At 52.2% G+C, this 18813-nt stretch carries 18 protein-coding genes and 1 pseudogene; 2 read left to right on the top strand and 17 right to left on the bottom strand.

Translation table 11 applies throughout. The features are described from left to right. Nucleotides 1-408: 408 nt before the first annotated feature. The 11 genes from BMW41_RS11610 to BMW41_RS11560 all read right to left on the bottom strand — a co-directional run bounded on the left by BMW41_RS11610 (nt 409) and on the right by BMW41_RS11560 (nt 11776). Entirely contained in the window at nt 409-1689 is a 1281-nt protein-coding gene (locus BMW41_RS11610; protein WP_074650221.1) for a DUF1576 domain-containing protein, read from the bottom strand. A gap of 57 nt (nt 1690-1746) precedes the next feature. After that, nucleotides 1747-2277, bottom strand: coding sequence for a shikimate kinase (locus BMW41_RS11605; RefSeq protein WP_074650220.1), 531 nt, complete (start codon nt 2275-2277; stop codon nt 1747-1749). Next, entirely contained in the window at nt 2244-2885 is a 642-nt protein-coding gene (locus tag BMW41_RS11600) for a flavin reductase family protein (RefSeq protein WP_031473636.1), read from the bottom strand. The genes BMW41_RS11605 and BMW41_RS11600 overlap by 34 nt, the downstream gene beginning before the upstream one ends. A gap of 4 nt (nt 2886-2889) precedes the next feature. Further along, nucleotides 2890-3162 (bottom strand): type II toxin-antitoxin system HicB family antitoxin, encoded by a 273-nt coding sequence (locus tag BMW41_RS11595; protein ID WP_031473634.1) that lies wholly within the window; start codon nt 3160-3162, stop codon nt 2890-2892. Nucleotides 3163-3277: 115 nt separating this feature from the next. Beyond that, a complete protein-coding gene (locus tag BMW41_RS11590; RefSeq protein ID WP_330372133.1) occupies nt 3278-4945 on the bottom strand; it encodes a putative manganese-dependent inorganic diphosphatase in 1668 nt (555 codons plus the stop codon). A gap of 65 nt (nt 4946-5010) precedes the next feature. Next, nucleotides 5011-5991 carry an ROK family glucokinase gene (locus BMW41_RS11585; protein ID WP_074650219.1) on the bottom strand — a complete coding sequence of 327 codons (981 nt, stop codon included), beginning with the start codon at nt 5989-5991 and terminating at the stop codon, nt 5011-5013. A gap of 109 nt (nt 5992-6100) precedes the next feature. After that, the gene (tkt, locus tag BMW41_RS11580; RefSeq protein WP_074650218.1) at nt 6101-8083 is read right to left on the bottom strand and encodes a transketolase; all 1983 of its coding nucleotides are present in this window, start codon (nt 8081-8083) and stop codon (nt 6101-6103) included. 42 nt (nt 8084-8125) lie between these two features. After that, on the bottom strand, nt 8126-9394 hold the full coding sequence (locus tag BMW41_RS11575) for a DUF5711 family protein (protein WP_031473626.1): 1269 nt from the start codon (nt 9392-9394) through the stop codon (nt 8126-8128). Between the two features lie 59 nt (nt 9395-9453). Continuing rightward, entirely contained in the window at nt 9454-10551 is a 1098-nt protein-coding gene (locus BMW41_RS11570; RefSeq protein ID WP_074650217.1) for a hypothetical protein, read from the bottom strand. 135 nt (nt 10552-10686) lie between these two features. After that, complete coding sequence (locus tag BMW41_RS11565) at nt 10687-10953, bottom strand: hypothetical protein (protein WP_031473622.1); 267 nt, start codon at nt 10951-10953, stop codon at nt 10687-10689. A gap of 124 nt (nt 10954-11077) precedes the next feature. After that, nucleotides 11078-11776: a 5'-methylthioadenosine/adenosylhomocysteine nucleosidase gene (locus tag BMW41_RS11560; protein WP_074650223.1), complete on the bottom strand. Its 699-nt coding sequence runs from the start codon at nt 11774-11776 to the stop codon at nt 11078-11080. 424 nt (nt 11777-12200) lie between these two features. Here BMW41_RS11560 and BMW41_RS11555 point away from each other — a divergent pair, with 424 nt between their 5' ends. Then, a complete protein-coding gene (locus BMW41_RS11555; RefSeq protein ID WP_074650216.1) occupies nt 12201-13274 on the top strand; it encodes an undecaprenyldiphospho-muramoylpentapeptide beta-N-acetylglucosaminyltransferase in 1074 nt (357 codons plus the stop codon). 51 nt (nt 13275-13325) lie between these two features. Here the strand turns inward: BMW41_RS11555 and BMW41_RS11550 are convergent, their stop codons facing one another. Next, nucleotides 13326-14090 (bottom strand): zinc ribbon domain-containing protein, encoded by a 765-nt coding sequence (locus BMW41_RS11550; protein ID WP_074650215.1) that lies wholly within the window; start codon nt 14088-14090, stop codon nt 13326-13328. Nucleotides 14091-14150: 60 nt separating this feature from the next. Between BMW41_RS11550 and BMW41_RS15135 the strand changes: the two genes are divergently transcribed. Then, a complete protein-coding gene (locus BMW41_RS15135) occupies nt 14151-14273 on the top strand; it encodes a hypothetical protein (RefSeq protein ID WP_278280349.1) in 123 nt (40 codons plus the stop codon). A gap of 169 nt (nt 14274-14442) precedes the next feature. Here the strand turns inward: BMW41_RS15135 and BMW41_RS15355 are convergent. The 5 genes and pseudogenes from BMW41_RS15355 to BMW41_RS11525 form a co-directional block, all read right to left on the bottom strand. Beyond that, nucleotides 14443-15190: pseudogene (locus BMW41_RS15355) on the bottom strand (EFR1 family ferrodoxin). Nucleotides 15191-15524: 334 nt separating this feature from the next. Continuing rightward, nucleotides 15525-15722, bottom strand: coding sequence for a hypothetical protein (locus tag BMW41_RS15230; RefSeq protein ID WP_074650214.1), 198 nt, complete (start codon nt 15720-15722; stop codon nt 15525-15527). Between the two features lie 30 nt (nt 15723-15752). Further along, a complete protein-coding gene (bioA, locus tag BMW41_RS11535; protein ID WP_074650213.1) occupies nt 15753-16976 on the bottom strand; it encodes an adenosylmethionine--8-amino-7-oxononanoate transaminase in 1224 nt (407 codons plus the stop codon). A 29-nt stretch (nt 16977-17005) separates the two neighbouring features. After that, nucleotides 17006-17689, bottom strand: a complete 684-nt coding sequence (gene bioD / locus BMW41_RS11530; RefSeq protein ID WP_074650212.1) for a dethiobiotin synthase — start codon at nt 17687-17689, stop codon at nt 17006-17008. Nucleotides 17690-17709: 20 nt separating this feature from the next. Next, the gene (locus BMW41_RS11525) at nt 17710-18303 is read right to left on the bottom strand and encodes a biotin transporter BioY (protein WP_074650222.1); all 594 of its coding nucleotides are present in this window, start codon (nt 18301-18303) and stop codon (nt 17710-17712) included. Nucleotides 18304-18813: the final 510 nt, after the last annotated feature.

The raw sequence follows: 18813 nt of genomic DNA, 5'->3' as shown, positions 1-18813 counted from the left end.
CTCCCCGGGTACCGACACGTTTCTTTCCCTCCATCTACCTGCCTCATCTATCCCGCATGATTCCGTGTAGTTATTGGGCTTTGGCTTGTACGGCAGTCTTACCCTCATGCGTGACCTCATATGTGGTTTCTGTTCGTCAGGCCAGAGGTTTGCCCGTGGTTAGTCTGTTCCCACATCCGGCTTCCTTCAGATCCCGCCTCGCGGCGGACACCCTTGCCTTCGGCTGTATCCTTCCCACTACCGGGCGGATTCGGGACTTTCACCCGTTAGAAACGTGCGCCGCCGGGCGCACCACAAAAAGAACGCCTGCCTCCGGTCTCCCGCCGGATACAGACGTTCTTTTCCCGATGAAAACACAAGTCACTGCTCATGCTCTCATAAAACATATAAGGCTCCGCATTGGTAATCCTACAGCGAAATGCCGCCTCGCGCACGCGCTCTCCGGTCGCGGATCGACTGGATCACCGGCACCATAAAGATGGCCACGATACCGCCCGCAAAACCGTTGTTGTACAGATTCATGCCGTCGTAGAGCGAACCGATCTGCATTGCCACCGCCGCGTGCAGAAAACCGGCGATGATGCCCGGAATCACACCGAAGGCACCGGCAATCGGCGCAAGGGTGGTGGAAAACAGAAAGGCGAGAAGCGCCGCCGGCGAATCCGCGCTCCAGAATCCGCTGACGCTCGACAGCCACACGCCGAACATCACCGGCACAATATTCCGGAGATGTTTACCGGTCGCACTGAATCCGACAATCGTAAAAATGCCGCCGATGGTCGGGCCGTTCAGTTCACCGCCGACCATGATGACCGCTGCCGTCGCAAAGAGACCGTTGATCCCCATGTTCAGCATCACCAGGCTGCCGCCTTCATTTTTCAGAAAGTCGGTTCCGCCCATGCCGGTGGTCTTCAGAACCTTGCGGTACTTGTCGATCACGATATCCCCGCCGTCGATCAGCGCCACCAGAATCATTCCCAGAAACAGGATCGCCAGAACGCCGAACAGAAGACGGTTATGTCCGTAGGACCAGATCAGCCGGGAATGGGTATTGATCCCGAAAGACTTGAACACCGACACGACGACCGTCGCGACGATGCCTGCCGCAAACCCGACGTTGTAGAGGGAATATCCCTGATGTGCGTAATGGACGCTTGTCGCCAGCGGCGGAAGGATGAATCCGATGATGATTCCGACACTGACCGACAGGAGAAACCGCGGCGTGTACGGAAGATCAACCGTATACATGATCTGTGTGATAATGGGCGACAGGCTCGTCCCGTACAGTCCGATATATATATATCGCGACATGTGCGTCTTATGATAGTACGAATACAGGAAGACGCCGAGCAGGATCGCCCAGATATTAATGAGATTCTTGCCGAAGAGCGAGAATCCGAACATCAGACAGCTGGACGTGATCGTATGTCCGTCCTCGCTGAGACCGAGATAGTAACAAAGCCAGATACTCATCAGCATCAGAAGGCCCGCATTCAGAAATGCCGCTCCGATACCGCCGATCTTGATATAATCGGTAATCAGAAAATCCGGTTCCGTGACAATGCGGAGCATTCCGTTCAGAATCCTCCACGGAGGATCAATCAGAACGCCGATCGTCATAAAATAGACCGGAATCAGAGACAGAATCGAATAGCGCTGTCTCCTCGTGATTTTTCGTTTTTCGTCCACGAACTTCCTTTCCTGGGAGCAGTCTCCCCATTGACTGTACCTCTATGTGGAACGATATTATCGGAGAGAGAATCCTTTCTCTTCCATCATAACCCGGAGCTCCTCGATGACGGCTCCGAGCGTTTTTCCCTGTTCATCAACCGTAATGTCCGCGTATTTCTCAAAATACGGGAGACGCTCATCGTAGAGATCCCTCAGGGTCATTCCCTCTTTCAGCGCCACACCGCGTTCTTTGACATTGCCGACGCGGCGCTTCAGCTCGTCATAGCTCATCTTCAGATAAACCACGATGCCGAGACGCCGGAGATTCTCCATGGCCTCTTTTCCGTAAATCACACTGCCGCCCGGCGCGATGATCGACCGGTCGCAGTCCAGTTCCGCATTCGTGCGGTTTTCAATATCCAGAAAGCCTTCCAGTCCGTCCTCGGCGATGATATCCCGCAGAAGCTTGCCGGCCTTATCCTGAATCACCAGATCGACATCCAGAAAGCGGTATCCCAGTCGTTTTGCCAGAACAACGCCGACGGAACTCTTTCCGGCGGACGGCATCCCGATCAGTGTAATGTTTCTGCCCCGTTTTTCTTCCATTCTATTTTTCCGCCCTTCTTTTTACGGCCGTTTCCTTTTTTCTTTACACTGTAGCCGAAGGTTCCGAGAAGTTTTCCCAATCCGTAATACTCTCCGTGAGAGTACACCGCCGGCTTTGCGGTCTCCAGACAGAGTTTTCCCTTCGCGTCGAGAAGGTCCGGATCCACGTCCACCGCCAGAACATCCGCAAGAAAAAGGTCATGCGATCCCAGCGGGATGACCTCCCGCACCCGGCACTCAATATTGACGGGACTCTCCGCGATCAGCGGAACGGAAACCTTCGCCGCATCCTGGCGGGTCAGCCCGCACTTCTCCCACTTGTCCATATCCCGGCCGGAACGGACGCCGCAGAAATCGGCGGCGCGCACCAGTTTTTCCGTGGTCATGTTGACCACAAACTCGCCGGTCTCTTTCAACATATGATAGGAATATCGCCCGGGTCTCACGGAAATGGACAGCATCGGCGGATTGGTGCACACCGTCCCCGTCCATGCAACGGTAAAGAGATTCGACTCCCCGTTCCGGTCCGCGCAGCTCACAATCACTGCCGGCACCGGATAAAGCATGTTGCCGCCTTTCCAGACCAGTTTTTTCTTTTCTTCACCCATAGATTTATTCGCTGTCCGGAAGGAACTTGATCTTGCACATCATCATGTGCACTTCGCTTCCCTCTTCCAGATGAATATCCTCCGGAAGAGTGGACGCCGGGAGTTCTCCGGTCTCATCCAGCTCCAGTTCGATCCAGTTTCTCTCCTGCTCTCGGGCATTGTCGGAAGCCTCCTCATAGGTTCGGCCTTCCGCTGTGCACATTTCGAGATCCGGGAAATACACGCTGTAACTGTTGTCCTCGTGTTTCGTAAATACTGCCGGATATGTAAATGTCATTTCTGCACCTGTCTTTATCAATTCATTTCTTTGGTTTCTACAAAGGCATTTCCGCCGTTATTATACAGCGAAAATGCCCTCTTTTCGTTTTTTTCTTATGTACAAAAATCTGTACTTACTGGCTGAGCGCTGCCGTCAGCGGCGGAATCAGCTGCTTCTTTCTGGACATGACGCCCTTCAGGGAAGCCTCGCCGTTCTTGCACTCGACATGGAATGCCTCGCTCACCGCCTGGTCACAGCCTGCTCCAACGGCCAGAAGAATGGTATTCTCCGTGAGAATGTTGGTGAGCATAAGATACATCATGTCCACTTCCTCGCTCTCACGCGCCTTCTCCATATAAGCCGGCATGCGCTGTCTGAGGTTCTCAAGTTCATCCGTGTTCAGGGATGTGATCTGACCAACGGCAAATGTCTTCGATCCGGCGTTAAACTTCTTGTAGTCCTGATGAAGGATCTGCTCATCGGTCTTGCCGCTCAGCTCGCTTCCCGCAGAGAACATGCGGATGGCCAGCTGCTCCGGATCCTCTCCGGAAATCTTTGCCAGCGCGTCTGCCGCCTTGCGGTCGCAGTCGGTAAAGGTCGGAGAACGGAACAGAAGCGTATCGGAGATGATCGCCGCCAGCATCAGTCCCGCGGTTGTCTTATCGATCTCTACATTGTGATCGGTGTAGATCTGATAGAGAATCGTCGCGGTACAGCCCACCGGCTGATTGCGGAACAGAACCGGAGACATGGTCGCGATATTTCCCAGACGATGATGGTCAATGATGCCGCGAAGGTCCGCATTTTCAATGCCGTCAACCGCCTGCGTGCGCTCATTGTGGTCCACCAGGCAAACCTTCTTGCCCTTCGCGTTCAGGAGAAGACGTCTGGAAAGGAAGCCCATGAAATGGCCTTCGCTGTCGAGAACCGGGAATTCACGGAATCTCTTGTTCGCCATCTCGCTGCGGATATCGTCCGCATACTCTTCCTGCTCAAAGGTGATCAGGCCGTCGGTCTTCATGAAGTGGCTGATCGGCATACTCTGGTTGATCAGCCGCGCTACGGTGTAGGTGTCATACGGAGTGATGATGATCGTGCAGTTCTTTTCCTGCGCGATCTTGCGGATGGTCACGGATACTTCAACGCCGTTGCAGACAACAAGGCAGTCGGCGCCCATCTCGATGGCGCAAAGCTGGGACTCATAGCGGTTTCCGAGGATAACCAGATCATGCTCTTTGATGAACTGCTCCATCACATCCGGATTCGCTGCGGCAACCAGAACCTTTCCCTTATCGAAAAATGCCTGCGGATCACCGACCACCATGGTTCCCTCCAGGGTCTCGACGATGTTGCTGTACTGTGTCTTCGCCTCAGCCAGAATTCCGCTGTCATAGACATTCATGTAGGAACGGGTGATATCGCCGACGGTGATCAGGCCTTCCAGCTTGTTGTCCGGCGTTACGGCAGCGATGGTCACTTCATTGTTGTCCTGCATGGTTGTCCATGCCTTCTTGAGGGAAATATTCTTGCTCACGCCCGCGGAACAATGGATGTCAATATCGCTGATCTGCGTCTTGACGCTCTCCACAAGGACCGGAGCCGGTACCTTGAAATAGTCCAGCACATAAGATGTCTCCGGGTTAAGCGCGCCGGCGCGTGCCGGGATATATCTCTCTCCGGTGGTCATCTCCTTATATCTGGCATAGCAGATGGCGGAACAGATCGAATCTGTGTCCGGATTCTTATGACCGATTACAATCGTATCATTGTGACTCATTGTCAGTGTTTCTTTCTTCGACATGATAAACCTTTCTGTCTTTGTTCTTTCATTTCGCGGCACGCCCCATTGCCGCCATTTTCGGATATTTACTTCCCGAGAATTGTTCTTCCGTTCCCGAAACCGCCGGCCATTGCCGCCGCGCCATAGATTCCGGCATCATTGCCCAGACGCGCGGTCACGACATCGGCCCGGTATTCCGAGATCGGCGAATACTCCTTATAATACTTCTCTGTCCGTTCCGTGAGATAGCTCCCCGCTGCGGATACGCCTCCGCCGAGGATAAATACCTCCGGATCCACGACCATGGCCGTCAGCGCCAGCGTCCGGCCAAGATACCGCGTCATGATATCCATTGTTTTTTCCGCAATCCGGTCTCCCTCCTTCGCCGCATCCGCGATATCGCGGGCGGTGAGACTGGATCCGAACGTCCGAAGAACCGATTCCGCCTCCGGTTCCGCGCTGAGAAGGCGTTCCGCCTCCCGGACCAGCCCGGTTGCCGAGCAGATCTGCTGTGAACAGCCATAGCCGCCGCAGGTACAAGGCTCTTTTTCATCGTCCCTCACACGCATGTGTCCGATCTCTCCGCCGACGCCATGCGCTCCGGTGATCATCTTTCCGTCGATGATCACGCCTGCTCCGAGACCGGTTCCCAGCGTCACCAGGACAAGGGATCTGCGGCCTTTTCCGGCACCTTTCCAGGCCTCGCCCAGAGCGGCCGCGTTGGCGTCGTTTCCGATGAAGGCAGGGATGCCGTCCAGAAGTTCTGTAAGCTCCCCGGCGGCATCGAGCCGTCCCCATCCGAGGTTGACCGCCCGCTCGACCGTTCCGTCGGGCAGGACGACACCGGGAACGCCGACGCCGACACCGATGACATCGGAAGATCCCAGACCTCGCTCCCTCATTTTTGCGAGGAGCGATGCGGCCGCGTCTGCAAGAATACGGCAGCCCCCATCCGTCCGGTCCGTCGGAATGCTCCATTTTTCCAGGAGATTCCCTTCTCCGTCAAACAATCCGATCTTAATTTCCGTCCCGCCGATGTCCATTCCGAATATCCTTTTGTGATCCATGACACACCCCCATTTTGTGCACAGGCAGCCGGTGGAGCTTTCACCCCGCCGGCTGCTGAATATTCCGAAGTTTTCCTGCCCTCAGGCGCTGAACCGGTTCCCGTGTGAATCAGAACAGGGATCTTACGGTCTCAGCGACATGCTCCGCGGTAAAGCCGAACTTCTCGAACAGTACCTTGCCCGGTGCGCTGGCGCCGAAATGATCGATCGTGACGGTCTTTCCGTCCAGACCGACGTAATTGCCCCATCCGAAGGAAGAGAGTGCCTCAACCGCAACTCTTCTGCGAACGGCGTTCGGAAGAACGGACTCTTTGTACTCTGCGCTCTGGCTGTCAAAGAGTTCGGTACACGGCATGGAAACCACGCGGATCTTCTTTCCTTCCGCCTCGAGGATCTTCTTTGCCTCAACAGCACAGCCGACCTCGGAGCCGGAAGCCAGAAGAATTGCATCCGGTGTGCCGGCGCAGTCGTCGATGATGTATCCACCCTTCAGCGCTTCCTTCGAGGAACCCGGCATCGGTGCAAGATTCTGTCTGGACAGAACCAGAGCCGTCGGTGTGGAGGTGGATGTCATCGCGCTGTACCATGCGGCCTGTGTCTCGGTCGCGTCGCACGGACGGAAGACATTCAGGTTCGGCATTGCGCGAAGTCCTGCCAGCTGCTCGATCGGCTCATGAGTCGGTCCGTCTTCGCCGACACCGATGGAATCGTGAGTGTAAACATAGGTCAGCGGCAGGCCCATCAGCGCAGAGAGACGCATCATCGGCTTGCAGTAATCGCTGAATACGAAGAAAGTGGAAACATACGCCTTCAGGCCGCCATGAAGCATGAGACCGTTTCCGATCGCTGCCATCGCCTGCTCGCGGATACCGAAGTGGATGTTTCTTCCGGCATAATTCTCTTTCGCGAAATCACCGCCGTCCTTCATGTTGGTCTTGTTGGACGGAGCAAGATCCGCGCTTCCTCCGAAGAGGTTCGGAAGCTTTCCGGCCAGTACATTGATGGTCTTTCCGGAGAGACTTCTGGTTGCTTCCGCCTTCTCCTGCTCTGCCCAGAACTCCGCATCATCCCAGAGTTTCTTTGCGTCGTCGGCGTCGTGGTAGCGGTTCCAGAGGGCAGCCATATCCGGATACTGTACGGTGTAAGCCTCGAACATCTTCTTCCACTCATCCTCAGCCTTGGCCTTTTCGGAAGCGATGTCCGCATAATTCCGGTAAACCTCATCCGGAACAAAGAATGCCTCGTCGTACGGCCACTGAAGATTCTCTCGAAGTGCCTTTACGTTCTCCTCTCCCAGCGGCTCGCCGTGTGCGGATGCGGTTCCCTGCTTTGCCGGACAGCCATAGCCGATCTCGGTGCGGATGGTGATGAAGGACGGTCTTGTGGTGTCGGCCTTCGCCGCCTCGATGGCTGCGCCGATGGCAGCGAGATCATTGCCGTCTTCTACCGTGATGGTCTGGAAACCGAAGGACGCCATTCTCTCCTGAACATTCTCGCGGAATGCCAGATCGGTGCTTCCCTCGATGGAGATCCGGTTGGAATCATAGAGTACGATCAGCTTGGAAAGTCCGAGCGTTCCCGCAAGGGAAAATGCCTCCGAGGAAATACCTTCCATCATGCAGCCGTCTCCGCCCAGAACATATGTGTAATGGTCAACCACCGGGAAGCCTTCCCGGTTGAAGGTAGACGCCAGATGTGCCTCCGCCATCGCCATTCCGACAGCCATCGCCATGCCCTGTCCGAGCGGTCCGGTCGTCGCCTCAACGCCGACGGTGTGACCGTATTCCGGATGTCCTGCGGTCTTTGCACCCCACTGACGGAAATTCATCAGATCTTCTTTCGTGAGGCCGTAACCAAACAGGTGAAGGAGCGAATACAGCAGCATGGATCCGTGTCCGCCGGAGAGTACAAAGCGGTCGCGGTTTGCCCATTTCGGATCTGCCGGGTTATGCTTCATGTGATTTGCCCAGAGCTCATATCCGATCGCCGCGCATCCCAGCGGCAGTCCCGGATGTCCTGAATTCGCCTTCTGAATCGCATCTGCGGACAGAATGCGGATACTGTTGACGGACAGCTCATCAATTCGTTTCATAAGAAAAAACCTCCTGAATGATACATTGACTTTTTATATGCTTTATCGGAGTTTGATCTCTGACACGGTGTTTCCGCCGGTCAGAAGAAGCGTTCCGGGCTTCTTTCCTTTGGTGATCATCGAAACCGGTGTGTCGAAGGTTCCGTCAAACCGGAGCTTTCCGTTGGTTCCGATAATCTCACAGGAATCGGAATTCCGAAGGATGATGTAATCATCCGCGATATCCATTTCCTGCCAGGAACAGGAAATTCCTGTGTCTGCGATTTTCCTGCCGTTTGTATTGAAAATCAGCAGGCGGTTCGGATATTCTCCCGTTCCGTCCGCGGTGATCACTGCCGCATAGCGGTCGGATGCCGCTACTGCCTTGATCTCGTCCTTGACATCCACCATTTGGATCAGTTCCGGGCTGGTCACATTCTCCATCGAGAAAAATGCGATCTGTCCGCCGGCAAAAGCCGCCGCCCGCCGGTCTGAGAAAAACCGGACTCTCGGGCAGAGATGGGAGCCAAACTCATCAAACCCTCCGACCAGACGGTCCGGATAGGATTTTCCGTATTCCGAAAAGTTGTAGAACACAATCCGGTTTCCCAGCTGTCCGCTGTTTACATGGACATCCGAAATCATCACCTGTGTTCCGTCCGGTGAGAGCGCCGCATCCAGCATATAGCCATTGCCCGACATCACCGTCTTGATTCCCCAGTCAAGATCACTTCCGTCATTTTTGAAAAATGACACATAACTCGACGTGCTGTCTTCCGTCAGCGCCGCAACCACACCGTAAGCCGAGATGCTGACGCGCATGATCGGAAGAAGTGTCGTCGCCTTGCCGTGATTCTTCGTCGTATCGCAGATATAGATGTCATTTCCCTGCTGATCCGCGATCGCGGCAAAATCGCCGTTCACACTGCAGATCGGCGCCTTCATCTGATAGCTGATGGACCAGACGACATCACCGTTTCCGTCGATATAGGATGCGCCGTCCTTGGTGTACCGGAGCACGTTCGATCCGAACTTCCGGTATCCGGTATAGCTTCCCTCCGTGGACGGAATCTGTTTGGACCACACCTGCGTATAGCCGCTGTACCTGTGATGGGTTTGATAGTAATGCCATGCCCCCGCCAGTGCGGCGATCACGCAGAGGACAATCAGAACAATCTTCAGACGGCCGAACTTCCGCCGCCCGCGCGCAGGCCTGAAAGGTTTTTCTTCAGCCTCTTCTCCGGTGTCCAATTCCGGATCTTCGCTGACGATCATATTGCGCCGGAGCCGCTGTTTCTGCTCCTCGCGCTGATATGGATTCATATCGCTCATATGGTTTTCCGCCTCGCACACAAAGGGCAGGGGACCCGAAAATCCCCTGCTTCCCTGCATCATTTCTTCTCGGTTCGTGCCAGATACTTTTCTCTGGCTTCATTGATATTCGCAGCCTCTCCGCCCGCGATCAGCTCGCGAAGTGCCTCCAGCCGCTGCTTCGTCATAAACTCTCTGCCGACATAGCTCTCATACCGCTCTGCCATAGAGATCTTTTTGTCTTTTACAACCTGTCGGGTGTAATCCAGCTGACCTTCTGTCTCCGTGAGTTCTGCCGTGAGCCGATCGATCTTTTCCTTTGTCCCGCCCGCGATCTCATCGGTGATAATCGTGCGGGTAACCGACTCAAAGGTATTCAGCGCGGATTTCTTCTTCTCCATTGTATCCGCCAGATCCTGTTCCAGGCGGGCGATCTCGTCATCGTATTTTTCCAGATCGTAGACGGTATCGTCGCCCTCTTTCCGGATCGAAGACGCGATGACGGCAATCTTCTTCTGGTTGGAGCGGATCATTCCCCGAACCTTCAGTGCCTCTTTCAGCGCGTTCATGTGACGGTTTTTGGTCATATTGCCAATCAGAACATAGAGGCCGCCGAACACGACCACCGCCGCAAAATAAATACCGACGAGATAGACCGTCTTCTGTTCCGGAAGCGCGAGATAATATACTCCGATCGGAACCGCCGCGAAGAGGATCAGGAGAAATGCCAGAATCGTCACGAAATCGCCAAACGACCGCGGGAAATACAATGCGTTGTAAAGCCCGGTCCGGCAGATCACCGGAACACGGTCGGAGCGGTAAATATCCCTCAGCTTTCCTTCCAGTTCCTTATTATTCTCCCGGAGTTCTTCCGTATCTTCTGCGATCCGGTCCCGGATCCCCTGATTTCTGGCTTTTTCCCTGCGGGCTCTCGCCTTTTTCAGAAGCGACTGGATCTTCTCTGCCTCCGTGTCATAGCTCTCTTCCAATTCCGCTCTTCGTTTCTGAACAGTGGTATCGATTGCGGAAGCCGTCGCCTTTTTCTCGCCGACCAGCTCCTTTTCCAATGCTTCCACCTTGGTCTGCAGTTCTTCCTCCTTACGGGAAAACTGCGCCGTTTCCTCCAGCGCCTGCTCCGCCTCTTTCAGAAACGCCTCGAAATCAATGTTCTGTGCCATCAGACTCCTCCTGTTAAACTAACGAGGAATAGTGCTACTGTACCATATTTCATATACCTTGTCACTGCAAATCCTGCGCTTTTGGCATGACTTTCGGCATGAAATCATACTCAACGCCTGTGCGCCGCGGTCACCTTACTCTTCCAGGACCTGTATCTCCAGATAATCGAACTCCAGCGGCTCGATAAAATTGTCCTGCGTAAACCGGGCTTTGTCATGATACTTAAACTCCTGGATCGTCTTTTCCAGCCAGATCGGGTTCGCCAGATCAAACTCACGACAGATCTGATCGACGCCGTCCAGTACCATCTGCGTGCGGGATTTGGAATAATCGATGGTCCGGTACTCCGTATCCCGCTCCAGACGGTTGTCCTTCATTATTTTTCCCCAGAGACGAAACATCTTTGCCTCTTTCTCAACTGATCTGTTTCACGGTTTTCGAAAAATCCGGTCCGCCGGAAGACTTCGCTCCCTCCGGCTTCCCGTTTTCCGGAATGTCCGTGAATGACTGACTTTCCTATCCGCATCAGCCCTCGTAAGCTGCGGTCATCGCAATCATAAGCTTTGCGGAATTCTCGATTGCCTGCTTCTCAAACGTGTCATAATCGATTCCCGCGGTATCGTCGGCATTGTCCGAAATTGCGCGGATTACCAGATACGGGATCTTGTTCAGGTATGCGACCTGACCGATCGCAGCTCCTTCCATCTCTGTGCAGAAGCCCTCAAAGATGTTTGCAATGGTATCCTTCTTGGTCTGCTCGGAGACAAACTGGTCTCCGCTGACAACCCGGCCGCGGAATACATTGATATGCGGATTGACTTCCCTGCAGCATTTTTCCGCCAGATCAATCAGCTTCTCATCCGCCGGGAACGAGAGCGTGTCCAGTCTCGGGATCTGTCCATACGAATAACCGAACCCGCTGGCGTCCATATCATGCTGAACGGTATCCGTCGACAGGACAATGTCACCGATCTTGATATCGCCTCGCAGAGAACCCGCGATACCGGTATTGATCACCGCATTCACGCCGAAATGGTCAATCAGGATCTGCGTGCAGATTCCGGCATTTACCTTGCCGATTCCGGAGCGGACCGTCACGACATCCTTTCCTTCGAGAATTCCCTTGTGGAACTCCATTCCGGCAATCTTCTCAATTGTGGTTTCTGTCATGTGTTCCTTTATTTTTGCGACCTCTTCGTCCATCGCACCGATAATTCCGAGCATAAGCCCTCCTTTTCGCTGTGTTCTTTTGCTGTGCTGTTTCTCTTTTTCTGTGTTATATGAGTTCTGCAGTTTTGACATGCTGCATCTTCCAATGATGTGTTTGCATCCTCTTATCTCAGGATACACTTGAAAAAATTATAGATGATTTTCGGATGCTTTACAATATTTACTCAAGAATCGACAACGCGGAAGTCCGGCTTCCGAACGGCCCCGGAAGCCGAATCTTCCATCCGCTTCCAAAAAGGAGTATACTTACGGCAGAACAAAGTTCGCAGGCGGGCTTCCGCTTCCCCATCCCCGTGGTACTAAGGGGAGCGTTTTTGTGTCACCGGAATTTCAGAGAGTTTTCCTGTAACACAAAGATCAAATTCTCACAGGAGGAAAAGGGTGCTTCCGTTCCCGGCGCATCCGAAAAGATCAGATTATGAAAAAAATTGTTCTGACCGGCGGCGGAACCGCCGGTCACGTCACCCCGAACCTTGCGCTTCTTCCGTCCCTCCGGGCGGACGGCTTCGAGGTCCGGTATATCGGTTCCTACAACGGCATGGAGAAAAAGCTGATCACAGCGGCAGATATTCCGTACGACGGCATTTCCTCCGGAAAACTGCGCCGGTACTTTGACCTCAAGAACTTTTCCGACCCGTTCCGCGTGCTGAAGGGTTTCGCGGAGGCGCATCATATCCTTTGGAAATACCGCCCGGACGTCGTTTTTTCCAAAGGCGGCTTCGTCGCGGTTCCGGTGGTTCTAGCCGCACACCAGCTGAAAATCCCGGTAATCATCCACGAGTCCGATATGACGCCGGGTCTCGCGAACAAGATCTGCATTCCGTCCGCGACCAAAGTCTGCTGCAACTTCCCGGAAACCCTGCAGTATCTTCCGGAAGAAAAAGCGGTTCTCTCCGGTTCTCCGATCCGCGAAGAACTCCTGACCGGCGACCGGGCGACGGGTCTCAAATATGCAAAGCTTTACGATACCCGTCCGGTGATCCTCGTCATCGGCGGAAGCCTCGGCTCGGTTGTGGTAAATAACGCCGTCCGTGCTGCGCTTCCCGCTCTCCTCGAGAAATTCCAGGTCATCCATATCTGCGGAAAAGGAAACCTCGATGAGAGCCTGATCGGAACCCACGGCTATGTCCAGTATGAGTACGTCGATACGCCGCTCCGGCACCTGTTTGCGGCGGCCGATCTCGTGATCTCCCGCGCCGGTGCGAACTCTATCTGCGAGCTTTTAGCGCTCCGCAAACCGAATATCCTGATCCCGCTCTCCGCAAAGGCAAGCCGCGGCGATCAGATCCTGAACGCCCGCTCCTTTGCAAAGCAGGGATATTCCGCCCTCCTCGAGGAGGAAGTGATGACTGCCGACACGCTGCTTGCCGCCGTAAATGACACTTACGCCAAACGCGCCGAGTACATCTCCGCCATGCGCCAGAGTCATCAGGGCAATGCCGTCGAGACCATCATGGGGCTCATCCGCGAGCTGACAAAAGACGCGGAATAACGATGCAAAAAGCCGCAAACCGATTCCTTTGGTTTGCGGCTTTTATGTTATTTATCTCTTTTTATACAGCACAAGTTCCGGATTCCTGCCCTCGGGCCCATAGGTACTGATCAGGATAAAATCCATGTTGGCCAGCACTCCGAAGCAGCGATCTCCGCCAAACTCCGACTCCAGCTGATTACCCAGATATGTCGTTTGATCATCCAGAAACTTTACGGTCTCCCCATTGGGCAGACGATATTCCAGATTCACAAACCGTCCGACCAGCGCGTTCAGCTTTTCAACCCTTGGCATCCCGTCGATGTGGAGATCATTGATCTCACCGATCAGTTTCTTCTTGAATTCCTCAAACTGTCCGCTGTCACTGAGCTCTTCATACCGTTTCCAGTAATCCAGATTCGGAAGAGTTTCTCTCAGATAATTCCGCGCCTGATCCTCCGTAAACCCCTCCTTCACCATCTGAGGGATGCAGACGTCGATCAGTTCATCCAGATCACTGTAGGTGTATGTTCCGTCGGCATAGCACCATTTACAGTAATTCTCATTCATCGATCCGTCCTTATTCCGGCCGATGATTTCATCCTCCAGCGGCATTCCGCAGCACTGACAGATCAGTCTGTGGGGCGATCCCAACAGGGTGTTGATGGAAACATTGTACAGCTTTGACAGAAGTTTTAATGTCTCTGTGTTCGGTACGGTTTCACCGTTCTCCCAGCGGGATACTGCCTGACGGGTCACAAAAATCTTTTCCGCCAGTTCATCCTGCGACAGCTTGTTTTTTGTTCTGAGTTCATATAAGACATCCTTCGTGTTCATGTTCCTTCCTCCTTTTCTACATTGTAGTATGAAAAGCGCGGATCTTCACGCAACGGGCTGTTGCGCAGAACCGAATTCGTCCCGATGGCGGCAGACTCTCTTCCGGTCAGTTCTTACATCCCGCTCTTTACCGCATCCAGAATGGTGCGATCCGCCGGAAGCCAGTCCACACCTCCGATCTGATCCTTTGTCACCCACTTTGCCGCCCGGAAATTCCCATCCGTCCTCCATACTATCTACGTTGATACAATCTCTGCTTTTATGTGTCAGAAGGGTTCGCCTGAGCCCGGCTTTTTAGGGTAGGGGTCATTTCACTATATCAGGCAAGTGCCTCTTATCCGCAAATAAGAATTTATTGAGCATACTTTTCATACCGGCATTGTTCCTTCACCGTATCACCCAAAAGAGTAATAGCCTTTTGCGGACATAAGCTAATACAACGGTAGCACATCGTACAACGATTTCCAGAAGTTGCCCGGTTGCCTTCTATCTGAATATTGTTCATCGGGCACTCTTTGCTGCATAAACCGCAGCCAATACACGAATCGCTGATTTTCAGTTTATTCGTGTACCCCTTCGTTTTACGATAGAACCATAGTCTCTGGCCAAACAATCCCTTAATATGAGCAATAACGGACAAACCTTCCTGGGGATATCTGCCTTGCAGCTTCTTTCATGCGCCCATCCGCGCTCTTTACGATCTGTATGTTCTCTTCAACGCTCTTTTTCAAAAGCTTGCTATCGCAAACGGAATCCGGCATCTTTATTTGCATACCGCCAAGGATTTCCGCACCATGCTTCTTTAAAAGTCTTGCAGTACATCCTGTTCCGTCGCCGCTGAACAGCCCCATTGTATTGATTATAAACAGCTTCTTTCCCTTCCATAGAGAATCATTTTTATTGATGAAATCACGCACCATGAAAGGCGCATTAGAAAACTGTGTCGGATAACCCAATACGATGGTCCCCTCTTTTTCCAATAATGATCTTATCTGCGCATCTTCTAATGGAACGCACAGTGCCGTATCATCCATCAGATGCACCAACTTTTCGACACAGTGCTTCGTGTTCCCGGTTCCGCTTAGATAAACCCCGATCACTTATATATTCCTCCTATAAATCCCAATTTGTTGAATTACCCTATTCTACTTTCTTTGAAAACAAAAATAAAGTCCACATGTGGTAAAGGACGCTATGCTAAGTATCGATATTGCGGTAACGCTTAACCTAACACTCAGTTAACATGAGCCAATTGCTGGCAATATCAACGTTTTTCTATAGCAATCCAATTTCTAACACTCAGGCAACACTTTTCTATCACGCAAAATAAAACAGGCTCGGACGTTGTGATTTCTCACGGTCCGAGCCTGTTCATTTCTCTTGATAAACAATATTATGTTTCCGTAAAAATGACAGGTCCGAAAAAGCCTTATTTTAAGCGGCTTTTCGTCCTGTCTGTATTATTGCATCGTCCCCCGTGGCGGAGATCAGAAGTGCTTTGTTTTTGCCGTTCTGAATTATTTTTCGAAGATTAACAATAAACTCTTCCTGCATGGAATTTGGTTTTAATGTAAATTTTTCAAAAGAAGGAAGACTATGAAACAATAATAAGACTGCAATCTGAATTATCACTTAGATTGCAGTCTTTCTTCCACATTAATGTTATCTTTCCCACCATGCTTTCATGGTATCAATAATCTGTATCAGTTCCTCATCTTTTATAATGTATGGAACCATCGCATACTGTACGTTCAGAAAATTTCTCGCAAACACGCCCCTCTTTGCGGCAAAATCCTGAAATCCGGAGAGAGATTCTCCGTTGTCCGCCTCAAAACAGATACAACCTCCCATCGCCCGGACTTCTCGCAGACCTTCCGCTTCGTACCCTGCGATCTCCCTCCTGGCAACCGCCTCAATATGATGAATCTTATCCATATAATTTTCCCGACGGAAGATCTCCAGCGATTTGAGGCCGGCCGCCATCGCAAGAGCATTTCCCATGAACGTCGGCCCATGCATAAGCGCAAGTCTCTCATCATCGTCATAAAATCCCTGATAAACTTTCTCGGATGCAACCGTCGCGGCATGTCCCACATAACCGCCGGTCAGTGCCTTTCCGAGGCAAATGATATCGGGAAGCACGAGATCTGCCGCAAAGCGGTTTCCGGTTCTTCCAAATCCGGTGGCAACTTCATCAAAGATCAGGAGTACGCCGTACTGATCACACAGTTCTCTCGCTCTCTTCAAAAAGCTGACATCATACATACGCATGCCGCCGGCTCCCTGCAGCAGCGGCTCCACAATCATGCAGTAATATTGCTCGCCCTCCCGGCGGAACGCATTTTCCAGTTCGTCGATCTCCGTATTGATATGTGTCACACCTTTTTTCTCCGGAAATGCAAAATGATAATCCTCATCATCTCCGATCTCCATGGTTTTAAAAGTGTCTCCGTGATAGGAATGTGTCAGGGACAGAACTTTCGTCCGCTCGTTGTGTGTTTCCCGGCGAACGGCATCATTGACGTAATACTGCAGCGCCATTTTCAGAGCAACTTCCACGCTGACGCTCCCGGAGTCGGAGAAAAACACATGATTCAGATCTCCGGGCAGAAAATCGGCGAGTTCTCTGGAAAAATTCAGAGCTCCGTCATGGGTCAGATTGCAGAGCATCACATGACAGAATTTATCTGCCTGCCGCTTAATGGCCTCCGTGATTTCCGGATTTTTATATCCATGAATCATGCACCACCAGGAAGATGCGGAATCGATCAGTTTGCTGTCTTCCGTGTACAGATAGACTCCCTCCGCATCGATGATATGATACGGCTCTTTCATATTCTTCATCTGGGTATACGGGTACCAGATATGATTCTTTTCAGTCGGCATCTTGATTCTTCTCCCTTTTTATTCTCTTTTCAGTCATAGAGTCTCATCAGGTCTTCTGCGCTGATCTCCAGTTCCGTATCTCCCGGCTTAATCTTCGCGATGGTCGGAAGTCCGGTGAGATGTTCACACATGAAAATGTTGTCTTCCTCCATCACATCTCCCGGATGACACTGGTTGAAAATGACTCCTTTTACCGGAAGGCCATGATTTTTCATATACTCTGCGGTCAGTACAACATAATTGATGGTTCCGAGCCCCGCATCCGCCACAATGACCGACGAAAGTCCAAGGCGTTTCACCATCTGATCCAGATAGAGCTCTTCACGGTCAAAATCCAGCGGACAGGTGATTCCTCCGCTCCCTTCCATGGTCACAAAATCATATTTTTGAGACACCTGATCAAATCCTTCCCGGACCTTCTCAAATGAAACCGGATTTCCCTCTAGCCGGGAAGCCAGATGCGGTGAATACGCGTGTTCGTAGACGTACGGGCTCATTTCCCCTATCGGCTGCGGGATCCCGGACACATTTTTTACATGGAGCGCATCCCCCGGAATCAGCGTTCCGTCCGCACTCCGCTCGTTGCCGCTCATGCCTGCCTTGTAATAGGCGGCGCGGACTCCCGCGTCATGAAGTTTCTTCACAATCAGCCCCGCCGCAAATGTCTTGCCGACATCCGTTCCGGTTCCCGTAATAAAAAGATTTCTGCTCATCTTCCTCATTCTCCCTGTTCTTACACACCGGCCACCTGGGTCCGGTTGTCCAGCAAAAGATCATTTTTCTCCAGAACCGGCAATAACCGCCTCCCGAGTTCCGCCGCGAAAACACAGAGCAGAATGTCGCCCGGAACAGCCAGAAGAAAACAGTAAATCACAAGTGCCTCAAAGGTGATTGGATTTCCGGTCATATAAATGTTCCGGATGAACCAGAGATAAGCCATGCCAAATGTGTAAACCACCATGAGTCCCGCAAGATTGGCAGCCAGAAGGCGGATAAAGCTCTTGTGCTCCCGGTTTTTCCCCGCAATCAGCCCGGTCACAATGGTTCCGAAAATATACCCGGCCAGATACCCGAACGTCGGCTGAACAATATATCCCGGTCCGCCGCCGGCAGCAAACACCGGAAGCCCTGCCAGTCCCAGCAGAACATAGGCAAAAACGGCAAATCCGCCTTTCTTCCATCCGAGGATCAATGCCGCAAGAGTGGTGAATTCCAACTGCAGCGTGAATGGGCAGACCGGCACCGGGATCGTGATTCTGGCACCAATTGCGATCAATACAATGAATATGGCCATAAAGGTCAGATCTCTGATCTTAGAGTTTCTCATCTTCTTGTTCTCCCCTCCCCTGTGCGGATTTTTCATCACACAGAGTGTATTCTTTTTGTCTGGAACACTGCGCAGCGTTTCTCAACGAGTCCTATCGTAAACAGTCTTTTTTGAATTGTCAACCTATTGCTTTATTTGAGTTTACAATATGCAATGCACCGGCCGTCCTCTATAGCAAAGGTGCTGTCGCATTAGTTGATTTTTCAACTGGTACGCAGCACCTTTTCGTATGCAAAATCAGCGGCTTTCGCCGCTGATTTTAAGTTTATGTGAGGCAAAGACGATTCGAAAACGCACTTTAACAAAGCCACTGATGTGGCTGATTCCATTTTCTGGATTCTGTTTTGAACTACTAAAAATTATGCAATTCTCGACATCTCTGTCAGAAAGGTTCCGGTCCGATTGCCTTGAATCTTAAAATGGAGCTTATTGATATTGTATGCCAACGCAACCAGAATACTTTGCGCAAGAACATTTTTCTTTCCGCGATATAAATACTGCCGGAAGCCT

Source organism: [Clostridium] aminophilum (assembly GCF_900101295.1).
GTDB classification, from domain to species: Bacteria; Bacillota; Clostridia; order Lachnospirales; family Lachnospiraceae; genus Clostridium_R; species Clostridium_R aminophilum_A.
This window is presented reverse-complemented; position numbering and strand designations above follow the sequence as displayed.